The following is a 15,312-nucleotide window of genomic DNA, read 5'->3' on the forward strand; positions in this document are numbered from 1 at the left end:
GACACTCTCCACAAAACAAGACTACAAAACAGGGAGAGAACGATGCCGGGTCGTCGCGAAAACCTTGCTGCCCTCGCCATGCTTGTCGCCGGCGTGCTCGCTGCGACGCCGGCCTCGGCGCAGAAGAAATACGACCCCGGCGCCAGCGACGCCGAAATCAAGATCGGCAACATCATGCCCTATAGCGGGCCGGCGTCGTCCTATGGCGTGATCGGCAAGACCGAGGCCGCGTTCTTCAAGATGATCAACGACCAGGGCGGCATCAACGGCCGCAAGATCAATTTCATCAGCTATGACGATGCCTATTCGCCGCCGAAGGCGATCGAGCAGGCGCGCAAGCTGGTCGAGAGCGACGAAGTCCTCCTGATCTTCCAACCGCTCGGCACGCCCTCGAACTCCGCGATCATGAAATACATGAACGCGAAGAAGGTGCCGCAGCTTTTCGTCGCCTCCGGCGGCACCAAATTCGGCGACCCCAAGAACTTTCCCTGGACCATGGGCTTCCAGCCCAACTACCAGAGCGAGGGCCGGATCTACGCAAAATACATCCGCGATCATTTCCCGAACAGCAAGATCGCGGTGTTCTGGCAGAACGACGACGCCGGCAAGGACCAGTTCAAGGGCCTGAAGGACGGGCTCGGCGACAAGGCCAATATGATCATCGCCGACAAATCCTACGAGGTGAGCGATCCCTCGATCGACTCGCAGATCGTGGCCCTGCACGATTCCGGCGCCGACATCTTCTTCTCATGGGCGGCGCCGAAAGGTTCGGCACAGGCGATCCGGAAAGTGGGCGAGCTCGGCTGGAAGCCAAAATTCTTTCTGGCCAACACCGCGACCTCGGTCGCCTCGGTGCTCAAGCCCGCCGGGCTCGAATATTCCAAGGACATCATCTCGACGGTCTATCTGAAGGATCCGACCGATCCGACCTGGGACAAGGATCCGGCCGTGGTGAAATGGCGCGAATTCATGGACAAGTATTACCCTGATGGCGACAAGGCCAATGCCAACAACGTCTATGGCTATGTGCAGGCCGAGGCGATGGCGCAGGTCCTCAAGCAGTGCGGCGACAATCTCACGCGCGAGAACGTCATGAAGCAGGCCGCGAACCTGAAGGAGTTTCATACCGACCTGATGCTGCCGGGGATCATGGTCAACACCTCGCCGGATGATTATTTCCCGATCGAGCAGATGCAGCTGATGCGCTTCAACGGGCAAGCCTGGGAGCTGTTCGGCGAGGTCATCACCGGCGAGGTCGGCCACGAGCGCAGCCAGTAGTCACTTCTGGCGACCGGCTTTGGCCTTCAGCACCATGCCGCCCGCGACGCCGACGCCGAGCACATACATCCAGCCCTCGTGGAAATCGAACAGATGCGAGTTCAGAAGTGAGCTCGCGATGTTTTGCACGACCGCGACGAGCCCGATCCAGGCCGCGAGACCTTCGCCGAGGAACAGGCGGAGGTGCGCGAGCCACATCGCGTAGAGCAGGACGATGCCGAGCGCGCCCCATTGCATCGCGGCGTGCAGGGTCTGGTTGTGCGGATTGCTGACGACCTCCGCATCGAGGCTGCTGCCGTCCGTGGCGGCGCGCTCGAACTGGCGCTTGATCGAGCCGGTACCGTGGCCGATCAGAGGCGCCTCCGTGAAGGCGTGAAGCGCCTTACGCCAATAAGTCAGCCGCTGTGCGGTCGATGCGTGGCTGATGTCCTCGTGGCCGTGGCGGTATTCGACGGCAATGTCGGTGACGCGCTGGCGCAGATAGGGCGACGTCGTCCAGGCGAGGCTGCTCGCGGCGATTGTGCCCGCGAGCAGGATCAGCGCCGCGGGCCGGCTGAGGTGTTTCCACGCGAACAGGCCGAGCAGCACCGCGATGCAGAGCAAGGCAGTGCGGGCCGCGGCGACGAACACCATGTTGGTGGCGAACAGCAGGATCAAGGCGATGCAAGCGGCGGTCGCGACCGCGCGTCCGCCGCGCCAGAACGTCATCGCCGGCAGCGCGAGAGCGAAGGCGCAAAGCGTGAATTCCTGACTCTGATCGATGTAGTTCTTGACCGGGACGCCTGATGACGCCGTCGCGGTGATCTTCCAGGAGGGATCGAGCAGCACGATCCAGGAGTAGACCGCAAGCAGCGCGCAGGAGCCGAGAAAGGCGAGACAGACCTGGAGGCCGCGTTCCGACCGGCTGAAATGGTAGATCAGCGGCGGAATGAGCACGAGCTTTGCGACCGGTTTGACCGCGTGCAGCCGGTCCGGCCAGGCGCCGTCCGACCACAGCATGCCTACAAGCGCGAGCAGCAGGAAGGCAAAGGGGAGGGCAAAGGCAGGCCGTCCGAACTCCCGGCCATAGTCGCGCCAGTCGATGGTCGGAGTGACAGCCAGCAGCCAGAACCCGACGAAGATTGAAGGCGCCGTGGTCGACCATGGCAGCGACGCTGCGATCAGGACGACGAGCACGTCCGCGGCCCGGCCCAGCGCTGCTGAACGGCCCAGCGCCTGCCATCGGCTGCGCCGGATCTGCGGACCGGCCGGGCCAGACCATAGCGCGGATTCGGCGGTCATGCGGACGGCGCCTACTGTGCGGCGACCAGCCGTTCCCTCGTCAGCTCATGGCCGAGGAAGTCGCGGGCCTGGGTCTCGTAGCCGAAGCGCTTTGCAAGCTCGTGGCGCCTTGCGCGGATCCTGCCGCGGCACTCCTCCTGCCGCGTCAGCACGCGCGTGACGGAGGCGGCGATCGCCTCGGTCGAGAACGGGTCGAAATAGTCGGCGAGCTCGCCCGCGACCTCGCGGAACACCGCGATGTCGGAGCACAGCACCGGCGTGCTGGCCGCGAGCGCTTCGATGATCGGGATGCCGAAGCCTTCGGCAAGGCTCGGCATGATCACGCCGTGTGCCTCCGCGATCAGCGCGGCCTTTTCATGCTCGTCGACATAGCCGGCGAAACGGACGTTGTTCGGAAGATCGCGCATCCGGCTGATCTGGCCGGCATAGCCGATCACCACGAGATCGGCCTGGGGGATGTTGCGGAAGGCGCGAATGACGGTGGCGACGTTCTTGCGCGGCTCGTTCGACACGATGATGACGAAGTTCGGCCGCCCCGGACGCCCCGACGGGGCTGGGAGGTGCAGGACATCCGGGGCGTCGAACCGGGTGCGGGGATACACGACCCGCGCCGGCAGGTGCGCAAATTGCGGCAACAGTTCCCTGAACCGCATCATGCTGTAGTTTGAAACGAAGGCGAGCTCGTCGGCCTGGCGCAGGCTGGTGCGAATTCGCGCCAGGAACTGCCGCGTGGCGATGTCGCTGAGCTTGAGGTCGGTGAGCGGCAACAGATCGTGGACGACGCAGATCACCTTGGCGTCCGGCCTGCGCCTGATCGCGACGCGAGTCGGGGTGTCCACGACGATGACGTCGTAGTCGCGCGCATCGATCCGCGGCGGCGGCAGCAGGAAGAAGGCCGAGGAGTCCTGATAGTTGAAGAATCCGGGCTCGAGCTGGAAGTCGCGGAACAGTTCGAGGTGGCTCAGATCCGGCGGAATATATTCGAGCGCGGCGGTGCGGTTCTCGATCAGCCGCGCGTGCAGGCCACGCAGGCCGATCGCGCGCAGCAGGCAGAGCAAGTTGTCCCGCGACAGCAACAGGCCGGCCCGCTGGCGGAGCCAGTCGAACTTGCGGCGCGTGCCGCTGAGCGTCACCGGCCCGCTCACATTGACTTCGTCGAGGAAGCGATAAAGAGCGAGCAGCTCGATGTTGCGCGACTGCGCCGGAAACAGCTTGGTGCGTCGCTCACGCCGGCACAGCTTGCGGTGGCGCTTGGAGGTCTCGACCAGCAGCGTGAGCTCGTGGCCCTCCGAGGCGAGCGAACGGGCCAGCTCCCGGGTGAAGTGGAAGATGCCGCGCTTGTGATTGGGTTGTCCGAGCGACTCGGACACGAAGAGGATGTTCTGTTTCATGCGCGTTTCTCGCGGAGCTCGAAGGCGTGCGTGGCCGGCGGCTCGACCGTCACGGTCGAGGCGATGCGGCCGTGATCGAGGTTGATGATGCTGGAGCAGGTGCGGCGCAGCAGCGGCTGGTCGTGCGAGGCGATGATCACGATCGCCGCCTGCGAGACGAGGTTCAGAAGGCGTTCCTGCGCCTTCTCGGCAAAGTGCTCGTCGACCACGCTCAGCCATTCGTCGAGCAGCAGGATGTCGGCCGGGAAGGCGGTGGCGGTCGCGAACAGCACGCGCATCAGCATGCCTGAGGAGAACATCCGTAACGGCAGCCGCTGCATGCGCGTCTCGAGCTCGGTGAAGGCCCAGATATCGTCGATCACGCTGCGGGTCGGCTTGCGGCCGCTGATCCGCAGCAGCAGCGCGATATTGTCCTCGGCGACGAAGTCGACGTTGACGCCGGCATTCAGGCCGAGCAGGGGCATCACGTTGCCGCGGATATCGACGCTGCCGCTGCTCGGCGGATAGACGCCGGCGATCAGCCGCAGCAGCGTGGATTTGCCGGAGCCGTTGGGACCGGCAAGCCCGATGCGGGCGCCTGCTTCGGCTTCGATCGTGACATCGTCGACGGCGCGGATGATCCGCATCTCGCTGGGCTCGCGGATGAGATGGCCGAGCAGCCGCCGCTTCAGCGAATGATCGTAAGCGCCGTAAAGCGGATAGTCGAGACAGACGTTGCGCAAGTTGATCGAGACCATGCGTCAAATCCAGAATGCCGCTTTGCGCAGGTGAACCAGCGTCAGCAGGCTCGCACCAATCAGAAGCGCCAGCGCGACGAGCACGTAGGCGATGCTGACGGGATCGACATGGCCGCCCGCCAGCGGCTCGCGCCAGACCGCGAACAGATGCGTCAGCGGATTGAGCCGCATCACTGTCGAGCGGTGGTTGATGATGTCCGACGACCAGATCACGGGCGAGGCGAGAAAGGCGAGCATCAGCGTGGATTCGATGATGGGCTTGAGGTCGCGATAGCGCGTTGCCATCGCGCCGAGGACGAGGCTTAGGGCGAAGGTGCAGGCCACGAAGACCAGGAGGCCGGGCAGCGCCGCCAGGGCGTGCGAGAGGTCGTGGGGCGACAGGATGAGCCACAGCACCAGCGGCACGCAGGCGTTATGGAGCGCGAACAGCGCATGCCGGAACGTGCATTGCAGCAGGAAGATGATCGGCGGCAGCGCCCGGTCGCGGATCATGCTCGCGGAGTTTTGCAGCGCCGTGGTGGCGTCGAGCACCACGCTGTTGAGGAAGGTCCAGGCCGTCATCGACAGCGCCAGCATGGGCAGGCGCGATACCACGCCGGCGTTCGACATCTGCCCGATCACCGAGCCGAGCACCGCGACCACGATCGCCATCTGGAGCGACATCCAGAACGGGCCGAGCAGCGAGCGCACATAGCGGTGGCGCATGTCGGACCAGGCCAGCGCCGCCGCGATCCGGACGGTGTCCACCCAGCCGGTTGCCTGCGGCGGCTCGGGCCGCGCCGATCGCTGCTCGCTGGGGGCGGCGACGGCTTCGCGGTAGACGGTCTCCATGCCTTGCTTGAAGGCGGTGGCGGAATAGCGGCTGAGCGCGCGCGTCCGCGCCGACAGTCCCATGCGGCGCCGCCGCTCGGGATCGCGGATCAGGGTGTCGATGGCCTCACCCAGCTTCTCGGCATCGCCGGGCGGCACCGTGATCGCCTCCATGCCGTGGCGGGCGACGCGCGGCACCGCGGTGTCGAGTGCAGTGTTCACCACCGGACGGCCGGCAGCCATGGCCTCGAGCTGCACGAGGCCGAAAGTCTCGGCATTGGTGACCGAGGGCATCACGAAGACGTCGGAAAGGCACATCAGCTTGATGCGCTCGCAATCATTGACCGAGCCGAGCAGGCGGACTCGGTCGCCGACGCCAAGCTCGGCGATCAGCTGCTCGAGCCGCGGCCGCTCCACGCCCTCGCCGATGATCCAGGCCTCGAAATTGTGCAAAGCCGCGGCGCGGATCAGCACGTCGAAACCCTTGTAGGGCACGAGCCGGCCGCAGGCGAGCACGAGCCGGCCGCGATCATTGACGTGGTGCGGCTCGATCTTCGCCCAGTCATAGCCCGAAGTGTCAATGCCGAATGGCACGACGTGGCACTTGTCCTCGAACTCGCGCAGCAGGGGCGTGTTGTCGACCAGCACGTGGTCGGACACGACGATCGCCTTGGCGCGCCGCAGCGTCCGCCGCATCAAGGGTTCGATGAACCAGCGCAGGCCGGCATGGCTGACGATGTCGGCATGCCAGTGCACCACCAGCGGCCGCTTGGCGCCGAATCCGAACGCGAAGACGAGGTCGGCGAGCGGAAAGGGGGCGTGCAGGGCGAGCAGATCGTGCTCAGCCATCTTGCGCCAGAGACGCCAGGGATAGGTCGGGGCGGCAGGGAGCGACAGGACATTGCCGAACGAGCGGACGCGCTCGACCGGCACATCGTCGACGACGATGTCGCGCCGCTCGACCGATTGCGAGCAGACCAGCACGGCGGAGGCGAAGACGTCCTTCAGGCTCGCGCAGATGTCGCGGATCACCGTGAGGGTGCCGCCGAACAGGTCGGGATAATAGATCTTGAAGATGTGCAGCACCGACGGGCGGCGCGGGGTTTCGTGCAAGTTGTCTTGGGTGTGATGCATGATGGTGGTCAGCCTGCGAGCAGCGCGGCGACGAACGGTGCGGCCAGCACCGAGATGAAGATCACGCCCCGCATCAGTGCCGGCAGCATCGGCTCGATCAGGCCGTGGCGGCCCTCGAACATCGGAACGGTACACGGTGCACTGGAAATGCGGGCCAAGCGGTCGGCCATGGTCAATGTCCCTTTAAATCGCGCCCTCAGTGGCGTTCCGTATATGTGGGAAAATTTACCACGTCAATCGCAAAACGGGAAAATGTGGGATTGTGTCCCACGTGAGGCATTGGTACAATTCAGACATGAATGCCAAGCCCGGGTCCAAAGCAGCGGCTCCGCAGCCGAATGCCGCCGCGAAGCTGCACGCGCCGCTGGCGCGGCTGCTGCGCCCGCTCGTGCGGCTCTGCATCCGCAGCGGCATGACCTTTCCGGCGCTGGCGCAATTGCTGCGCGAGCTGTTCGTCAACGTCGCCGAGCACGATTTCGCGCTCGAGGGAAAGGAGCAGACCGACAGCCGCGTCAGCCTGCTCACCGGGATCCATCGCAAGGAGGTGGCGCGGCTGCGCGGCGCGGGCGCGCCCGTGCACGAAGCGCCGGCGGCGGTGTCGCTGACCAGCGCCGTGATCGCGCGCTGGCTCGCCGCGCCCGAGTTCACCGACGCGAAAGGCGAGCCGCTGGCGCTGCCGCGCACGGCCGAAGGCGATGAGCCCTCGTTCGAGCAGCTCGTCGCCTCCGTCACGAAAGACGTGCGCCCGCGCGCGGTGCTCGACGAATGGGTCGACCGCAAGCTCGTCACCATCAACGGGAACGACGAGATCGAGCTGGTCGAGGCCGCTTTCGTCCCATCAGGCGAGGACGACAGCAAATGGCACTATCTCGGCCGCAATCTGCACGACCATATCGCGGCGGCCGCGCAGAACGTCTCGGACGGGCCGCGCTTCCTCGAACGCGCGGTGCACTACAACAACATCTCGCCGAAGCTGGCGAAGCGCCTCGAGGCGCGCTCGCGCGAGCTCGCCATGGACGCGCTCAAGACCGCCAACCGCGAGGCCAACCGCGCGCTCGCCAAGGACAAAGGCGGTGACGCCCGCTGGAATTTCGGCATCTACATCTACAGCGAAGATGCCGACGAGGAGGGCGAGGCGACTAATGGCGGCAAACAGTCTGGCAAAGAGGGCAGCTCCTCATGAGCCGGCCGCCGCTGATCTCGCGCCGCCTTCTGCTGACGGGACTCTGGCTCGCCGGCACGGCGATCGCCCGTGCGCAGAGCGGGCGCGGCACCGACCAGGGCATCGGCGGCACCGGGCTCACGCGCGGCGATGATCACGGCATCGGCGGCACCGGCATCGTCGGTGTGATCCAGCGTTTCGGCAGCATCTACGTCAACGGCGAGCGCATCACTTACGCGAACGACGTTCCGGTCCGGATCGACGGCGAGGCGGCGAGCACCAAGGCGCTGCGTATCGGCCAGCTCGCGCGCGTGGTCGCAATGCGTCAGGCCGACGGCACGCTGGTCACGCGCAACATCACGATTGCGAGCGAGGTCGCAGGTCCCATCGAATCGGTGAAGGGCAACGAGCTGACCGTGCTCGGCCAGAAGATCGTGGCGAGCGGCAAGGAGACCAAGCTCCGCGCAGGCGCGCACGTTGCCGTGTTCGGCCTGCGCCGGACCGACGGCGTCATCGTCGCCAGCCTGGTCGAGCCGCGGCGCGAGGCGGCTGCGCGCGTCACGGGCCTCGTCGAGCGCGGCGCGGACGGTCTGCATATCGGCGGGCTGAAGCTGAGCGGCGTCGATCCCTTGCTGGTCGGCCAGCGCGTCCAGATCGAGGGCAGCGCGACCCAGGGGATGATGCAGGCCGCGCGCACGCGGATCGACGATTTCTCCGATCTCGTCGGCGCCAGCCGCCTGTCGATCGAGGCCTATGTGCAGCGGTCGGGCGCAAACCTCCAGCTCGGCTCCGGGCTGATTGCCCGTGACAGCTCGCGCTTTGGCCCTGCGGCCGGCGAAGCGCGAATGGTGGTCAACGGCGCGTTCGACCGCTCGCGCGGCCTCCAGCTCGATTCGGCGCGCGCGGTCGGCCAGTTCCCGGGCTCGCCGACGCAAGGGCCAGGCGGCGCCGGCAATCCCGGGCGTTCGCCGGGCGGCTCGATCCTGCATCCGAATCGCGGCACCACCATTCAGGGCGGCGGCCCGTCGACGGCGCCCGGTGCACCGGGCGCGCCAGGTGCGCCTGGATCTGGCCCCAGCACGACACCCGGCCCCGCGCCGACGGGACCGACCGGCCCGTCAGGTCCCGGCGGTTTGGGCTCGCCCGGTGGTCTTGGCTCGCCCGGCGGCCCCATGGGTCCGGGTGGTGGAATGGGTGGTGGCGGCTTCGGCGGTCCCGGAGGCGGGATGGGCGGCGGGCGGCGCTAAGAGGCCGCGCACGCCGGAAGCAAGCCCGGGCCTAGCCTGCGCTGAGGCGCACGCCGGCACGCAGGAATTTCTGCGGATCGACCGCTTCGCCGTCGATGCGGGTTTCGTAGTGCAGATGCGGACCGGTGGAACGTCCGGTCGAGCCGACGAGGCCGACGACCTGGCCGATCTTCACGATCTCGCCGACCTTGACGATGATTTCGGAGAGATGGCCGTAGCGGGTCGAAAGCCCGTTGCCGTGATCGACCTCGACCATGCGGCCGTAGCCGCCGGACCAGCCGGCCGAGACCACCTTGCCATAGGCGGTGGCGCGGACCGGGTCGCCCGTTGCGGCGCGGAAGTCGAGCCCGGTATGCATCGCGGGACGACCGAGGAAGGGATCGCTGCGCACGCCGAAGCCGGAGGTGAACTCGACCTCGCCGATGACGGGTTTGCGATAAGGCACCAGCGCCAGCGTGCGATTGAGCCGATCCATCTCGGCGCGGGTGACGTTGATGCGGTTGAGCTGCTTCTCGAACGGCCCGGCATTGGCTGAGAGCTTGACCGGCACGAACGGGCCGCCCATGGCGCTGCGCGGCACGGCGGCTTCGAGATTGGCGAGGTTCAAACCGAGATCGCTGACGACGCCGCGCATCCGGCGCATCCGCGAATCCATGCCGTCCTCGACGGCGCTGAGCGCCGCCATCTGGCGACGCTCGACCTGGTCGAGAGAGCTCGTGAGCCGGACCAGGACGTTGTCAAAACCCTGGTTCTTGGCGAACTGGCTGGTCGGCGGAGCTGCCACGGTCGGTGCGCGTGACTCGAGCCGCGCCTCGCGATCAGGCGGCGCTACGAAGATCACGGTGTCGCTGATCGGCGAGGGTTTGGGCGTGCCCTGCGTCGTGCTCTGGCCGGCATCGCCGCGCTGCGGAATCGAGCGCGGGATCGATCCGGTCACGTCGGGCATGGCGCCGAGCGCCGTCGCTCGGGACTCCAGCGCCGTCTGGCGCTTCATGATCTGGTCGAGCTTCTGGTCGAACTGTTCCTGGTCGAGCAATTGCCGGCTGGTGGTGCGGTCGACCTTGGCGCGCAGCTCGGCGATGCGATCCTCATAGGCGTATTGCATCTCGGCCTGACGTGCGATCAGGCGGGTCAGGACGTCGTCGCGGAACGCAAAATAGGTGGCGGTTGCCGCCGACCACAGGCCGAGCAGCACGACGGTGCCGACGACAATCCAGAACACCACGGGCCCGAGGCGGACCTGCTTGCCGTGATGCACGATGGTGTAGGCGTCGTCGGTCGCGGGAAGCGGAATCGCGGCCGCTGCCGTGGCGGCAGGACGCCGCTGGAAGGCCCGTCCGTGGTCGTGAGGATGATGCTGGGGGTACTGCGAGTATTGGGCAGAACTTTTCGACATCGGCACTCCCGCGCCGGTCGGATGGTTTCCTTGCGGCTCAATTGCCGCAGCAATCTGGGCCGGTCATGGTTAATTTTCCGGAAACGGAACCGTTAGAACTTAACGGGCTGGTTAAAGACTTCTTGCCGCTTCGAGCACCTGATCGGCGTGGCCGTCGACCCGGACATTGCGCCAGACCCTGGCGACCTTGCCATCACTCCCGACCAAAATCGTGGTACGAAGAATCCCGAGGAAGCTCTTGCCGTACATGGATTTTTCGCCCCAGGCTCCATAGGCCTCGAGCATCTCGTGCTGCTCATCCGAAATGAGAGGAACGCCGAGCTTGTGCTTGTCGCGGAACTTCTCCTGGGCCTTTAACGGATCAGCGGAGATGCCGAGCACAGCCGTGCCGGCTTTGGCGAAGTCGTCGGCAAGCCGGGTGAAGTCGATCGCCTCCCTGGTGCAGCCGGGCGTGTCGGCGCGGGGATAGAAGAACAGGACGAGCTTGCGGCCGGCATAGTCGGACAGCGTGACCACATCGCCGCCGTCGCGGGGCAGGCGGAAGGCGGGGGCCTTCTCGCCCTCGGCCAAGGCCACCTTCGCCGCCGCGGCCGATTTGGAGGAATTTAACTGTTTCGATGCGGCCCCATGCGATGCTGTCTTTGCTATGCTCGCGGCTGATTTGCTGGCCGGTGCCCGCCGGGTTTTGGCGAGTTTTGTTTGACTGGATGCCCGCGTTTTTAGGGTCTTCTTTTTAGCCGTCGGACTGCCGGAGGGCGTTTTGGACGATTTCTTTCGGGATTTCTTGGACATACGCCTTCCTTTCGACGCTTTCGGCGGGTCAACCAAAGCGGTATTGCAGATCTCGTCCGGCACGCCGGATTCGCGCCCTTGGCTGGGCAAGTCTGGCGGCGCCGGGATATGGTTACAAGGATTTCCACGCACCACCCCACTGCTCGTTGAACGCGCTCCCGGGGCGAAATGACGAACAGCAGGAATATTCGAGGTATGGCGGCAATGCCGGGGCGGGGTGCTTCCATCCCTGTCGACGGCTGCGGTCCCGGCGGTGCTCAAACCCATGATGGGCGCCTGTATCGAGAGGCAATGGCAAGGAATACGTCGCCCCAGGATCACAATCGGGATTTCGATCGGCGCGGCGGCTATCAAGAGCCGCCGGATTGGGACGAGGCCGATTGGGATCAGGATCAGGAGGAGGAGGCGGGCCATCGGGCGCGCCGCCTGCTGTCGCGCTCCGGTTCGCGCTTTCGGATCGGTGACAGCTTCTCGTCGTTTCGGCGGGCACTGCCGAGCGGACGCTGGCTTCGCCGGATCGCCGTCGTCGTAGGCACTCTCGTCGTCATCTTTGTCGGCTGCTTCGGCGCGCTGTGGTGGCGCCTTGGCGCCGGTCCCATCAATCTCGACATCGCAACGCCCTGGCTGGCCGCGGCGATCGAGGACAATATCGGTCACGGCAATACGGTCGAGGTCGGCGGCACCCAGATCGAGCGGGCCGGCCGGGTCCGCATCGCCGTCCGCATCCGCGACATCGTCGTCCGCGACCACGATCATGTCGTCGTCGCCACCGCGCCGAAGGCCGAGGTGAAGTTGTCGGGCGCCGGCCTCCTGATGGGCCATTTGCGCGCCGAGAGCCTCAATCTCGTCGACGCCGAGCTCGCGATCCGCATCGCGCCGGACGGCACCGTCACCGTCTCCGCCGGCGACACCGCCAAACCGCTGGCAACAGGTGTTGCGTCCAAGAAGGACGCGGGCCTGCCGCCGACGTTCCCGCGCAATGGCGTCCCGCCGCCGCCCTTTGCGACCGCGCCCGCGGGCCAAGACCCATCCCAAGCCGCATCGCAAGCGGCACCGCAGGCGACCGCACAGAGCGGCATCCTTCAGGGCCTCGACTGGCTCGACAGCCTGAGCATGACCGGCCTCGACGGCCAGAACCTCAACGAGATCGGTCTGAAGAACGGCAACCTGATCGTCGACGATCAGCAGCGCGGCAGCAAATGGACCTTTGAGAACATCACGCTCAGCCTGCGCCGGCCGAGCCGTGGTGGCGTCACGCTCAGCCTCGGCGAGGAGGGCGCGCGTCCGTGGATGCTGCGGGCCACGATCGGCCCCGCCGAGAACGGCGTGCGCTCGGTCGACATCAAGGCCGACAAGGTCTCGACCTCCAACATCCTGCTGGCGCTGCGGGTCAAGGATCTCACCTATACCGCCGACCTGCCGCTGACCGGCGAGCTCAAGGGCGAGCTCGGCCGCGACGGCGTGCCGACTTTCTTCCGTGGCAAGATCGTGATCGGCGCCGGCAACATCATCGATACCGATACGCCCGATTACCCGATGGCGATCGACCAGGCCGAGATCAACATCGAGTGGGACGCCAATCGGCGGGTGCTGGTCGCGCCGTTCAAGATCCTCTCGGGCGCGAACCGTCTGACGCTGCTGGCCCATCTCGAGCCGCCGAACGGCACCATCAACGACTGGCAGCTCGGCTTCAGCGGCGGGTCGATTCTGCTCGGCGGCATCGACAACGAGCCGCCGCTGGTCTTCAACCGCATCGCGATCGGCTTTCGCTTCGACACCGACCACAAGCGCATGTTGCTGACGCAGGCCGACATCAGCAATGGCGAGATCGGCGTCGCCGGCACCGGCGCCATCGATTATTCCGGCGAGCCGCGGCTGACGCTGGGCTTTGCCGGCACGCCGATGTCGGCCTCGGCGCTGAAGCGGATGTGGCCGACGCTCGTCGTGCCTGAGCTGCGCGAATGGGTGATCGAGCGCATCGAGCGCGGCACGCTCCAGCGCATCGAGATCGGCATCAATTCGTCGACCAGGAACCTGCCGCGCAAGGGCCCGCCGATTCCCGACGACGGCCTCTCGGTCAACATCGTGGCGAGCGGCGTCGCGGTCCGCCCCGTCGATGGCATGCCCGTCGTGCACGACGCCGATCTGAAGGCGCGCGTCACCGGGCGCACCGCGACCGTGAACATCGGCCAGGGCATTGCCGACACGCCTGCGGGCCGCAAGGTCACGATCTCCGATTTCGTCTTCGAGGTGCCTGACATGGCGCCCAAGCCGTCGCCCTCGCGCACCAGGTTCCGCGTCGACGGTCCGGTACCGGCGGCGGCCGAAATGCTCGCCAATGATCGCCTCAGCGATCTGTCGGCGACGGTCGTCGATCCCAACACCAGCAAGGGGACGTTCACGGCGAACATTCAGCTCGGCTTGCCGGTCAAGGGCGAGTTGACCAAGGCCGACACCGTCTATGCCGTCACCGCCGACCTCAACGGCTTCTCAGCCGACAAGCTGGTGATGAACCAGAAGCTGGAGGCCAACAACCTCAAGATCGCCGCCAACAACCAGGGCTATCAGGTCAAGGGCGACGTCAAGATCAACGGGCAGGCGGCCTCGCTTGACTACCGCAAGCCGGCCGAGGGCGACGCGGACGTCAGATTGCAGGCGACGCTGGACGATGCGAGCCGCGCGCGCCTCGGCTTTGATCTCAGCCCCGCCGTCAGCGGCTCGCTGCCGATCAAATTGTCGGGCAAGATCGCCGGCGGTCCCGACCAGACCACCAAGCTCGGCGTCGAAGCAGACCTGACCTCGGTCAAGCTCGACAACATCCTGCCCGGTTGGGTCAAGCTGCCGGGCAAATCGGGCAAGGCCAGCTTCAAGGTGGTGCCGACGGCGCAGTCGACCCGTTTCGAGGACATCGTCATCGAAGGCGGCGGTGCTTCGATCAAGGGCTCGCTCGAGGTCGATCCGAACGGCGACCTCATGAATGCGAACTTCCCGACCTATTCGCCGTCCGACGGCGATAAGGCGTCGTTGAAGGTCGAGCGCAGCCAGGATGGCGTGGTCAAGGGCACGATGCGCGGCGATGTCTTCGACGGCCGCGGCTTCCTGAAATCGGCGATCTCAGGCAATTCCAAGGACGATTCCAAGAACAAGCTGAAGAACGTCGATTTCGACATCGACCTGAAACTCGGCGCCGTCATGGGGTTCAACGGCGAGGCGATGCGCAGCCTCGATGCCAAGATGTCGAAGCGCAGCGGGGCCATCAAGGCGTTCACGCTGAGCGGCAAGATCGGCAACGACTCGCCGGTCGCGGCCGACCTGCGCGGTGGCCGCGCCCAAGGCAACCGCGAGGTGATCTACCTCCAGACCAACAATGCCGGCGCGCTGCTGCGCTTCACTGACACCTACACCAAGGCGGTCGGCGGCCAGATGGTGGTGGCGATGGAGCCGCCGACGTCGGAGCCGAACGCCTCGCGCGAGGGCCTGATCAATGTGCGCGATTTCACGGTAAAGGGCGAGGCGCAGCTCGAGCGCGTCGCGGCCGGCGCGCCCAACGGCACCGGCAACGGCGTCTCCTTCAGCGCGCTGCGCGCCGAGTTCACCCGGCAGAACGGCTCGCTGACGATCCGCGATGGTGTGGTCAAGGGTCCGATGATCGGTGCCACCATCGAGGGCTCGATCGATTATCCCGGCAACCAGGTGTGCATGAGCGGCACCTTCGTGCCGATGTACGGATTGAACAACATGTTCGGACAGATTCCGGTGCTGGGGTTGATCCTGGGGGCTGGCGACAAGGAGGGACTGATCGGCGTGACCTACGAGGTCGTCGGCACGCCGGCCGCGCCCGTGATGCGCGTCAATCCGATCTCCGCGATCTTTCCCGGCGTGACGCGGAAGATCATGGAGTTCAACACCGGCAAGCAGAACTCGCCGTTCGAGGAATTCCCCTCGCAATCGAACGATGGCTCGACCGGCTCGACCCGCCAGCTCTCGAACGGGTGCAGCCTGGCGCGGCGGTAAGCCACCTACTTTCTCGAGTGCTCGTCATGCCCGGGCTTGTCCCGGGCATCCACGTTCTTCGTGCGGCTCG

At 66.1% G+C, this 15,312-nt stretch carries 11 protein-coding genes; 4 read left to right on the forward strand and 7 right to left on the reverse strand.

What is annotated here, in order from left to right; genetic code table 11:
* The first annotated feature begins 42 nt into the window (after positions 1–42).
* Entirely contained in the window at positions 43–1,278 is a 1,236-nt protein-coding gene (locus WN72_RS23125) for an ABC transporter substrate-binding protein (RefSeq protein ID WP_027557817.1), read from the forward strand.
* Here WN72_RS23125 and WN72_RS23130 read toward each other — a convergent pair whose 3' ends face one another.
* From WN72_RS23130 to WN72_RS23150, 5 genes are read right to left on the reverse strand one after another with little or no spacing between them, the layout of a single operon-like run.
* Positions 1,279–2,559 carry an O-antigen ligase family protein gene (locus tag WN72_RS23130; protein ID WP_092216213.1) on the reverse strand — a complete coding sequence of 427 codons (1,281 nt, stop codon included), beginning with the start codon at positions 2,557–2,559 and terminating at the stop codon, positions 1,279–1,281.
* An 11-nt stretch (positions 2,560–2,570) separates the two neighbouring features.
* Positions 2,571–3,950, reverse strand: coding sequence for a glycosyltransferase family 4 protein (locus WN72_RS23135; RefSeq protein WP_027557819.1), 1,380 nt, complete (start codon positions 3,948–3,950; stop codon positions 2,571–2,573).
* Positions 3,947–4,687: an ABC transporter ATP-binding protein gene (locus tag WN72_RS23140; RefSeq protein ID WP_092216214.1), complete on the reverse strand. Its 741-nt coding sequence runs from the start codon at positions 4,685–4,687 to the stop codon at positions 3,947–3,949. The genes WN72_RS23135 and WN72_RS23140 overlap by 4 nt, the downstream gene beginning before the upstream one ends.
* Before the next feature lie 3 nt (positions 4,688–4,690).
* Positions 4,691–6,631 (reverse strand): glycosyltransferase, encoded by a 1,941-nt coding sequence (locus WN72_RS23145; RefSeq protein WP_092216215.1) that lies wholly within the window; start codon positions 6,629–6,631, stop codon positions 4,691–4,693.
* Between the two features lie 8 nt (positions 6,632–6,639).
* A complete protein-coding gene (locus WN72_RS23150; protein WP_167336510.1) occupies positions 6,640–6,801 on the reverse strand; it encodes a hypothetical protein in 162 nt (53 codons plus the stop codon).
* Positions 6,802–6,926: 125 nt separating this feature from the next.
* On the opposite strand from WN72_RS23150, the gene WN72_RS23155 reads away from it, so the two are divergent.
* Complete coding sequence (locus WN72_RS23155) at positions 6,927–7,814, forward strand: DUF6502 family protein (RefSeq protein ID WP_167380820.1); 888 nt, start codon at positions 6,927–6,929, stop codon at positions 7,812–7,814.
* Positions 7,811–9,040 (forward strand): DUF5666 domain-containing protein, encoded by a 1,230-nt coding sequence (locus WN72_RS23160; protein WP_092216217.1) that lies wholly within the window; start codon positions 7,811–7,813, stop codon positions 9,038–9,040. The genes WN72_RS23155 and WN72_RS23160 overlap by 4 nt, the downstream gene beginning before the upstream one ends.
* Before the next feature lie 31 nt (positions 9,041–9,071).
* On the opposite strand, the gene WN72_RS23165 is transcribed toward WN72_RS23160, so the two are convergent.
* Together WN72_RS23165 and WN72_RS23170 are read right to left on the reverse strand one after the other, a co-directional pair.
* Complete coding sequence (locus tag WN72_RS23165) at positions 9,072–10,436, reverse strand: M23 family metallopeptidase (RefSeq protein ID WP_194482920.1); 1,365 nt, start codon at positions 10,434–10,436, stop codon at positions 9,072–9,074.
* Between the two features lie 111 nt (positions 10,437–10,547).
* On the reverse strand, positions 10,548–11,228 hold the full coding sequence (locus WN72_RS23170; protein WP_092216219.1) for a peroxiredoxin: 681 nt from the start codon (positions 11,226–11,228) through the stop codon (positions 10,548–10,550).
* Between the two features lie 204 nt (positions 11,229–11,432).
* On the opposite strand from WN72_RS23170, the gene WN72_RS23175 reads away from it, so the two are divergent.
* The gene (locus tag WN72_RS23175) at positions 11,433–15,242 is read left to right on the forward strand and encodes a YhdP family protein (protein WP_167380836.1); all 3,810 of its coding nucleotides are present in this window, start codon (positions 11,433–11,435) and stop codon (positions 15,240–15,242) included.
* Positions 15,243–15,312: the final 70 nt, after the last annotated feature.

It is taken from the genome of Bradyrhizobium arachidis (assembly GCF_015291705.1).
Taxonomy (GTDB): domain Bacteria; phylum Pseudomonadota; class Alphaproteobacteria; order Rhizobiales; family Xanthobacteraceae; genus Bradyrhizobium; species Bradyrhizobium arachidis.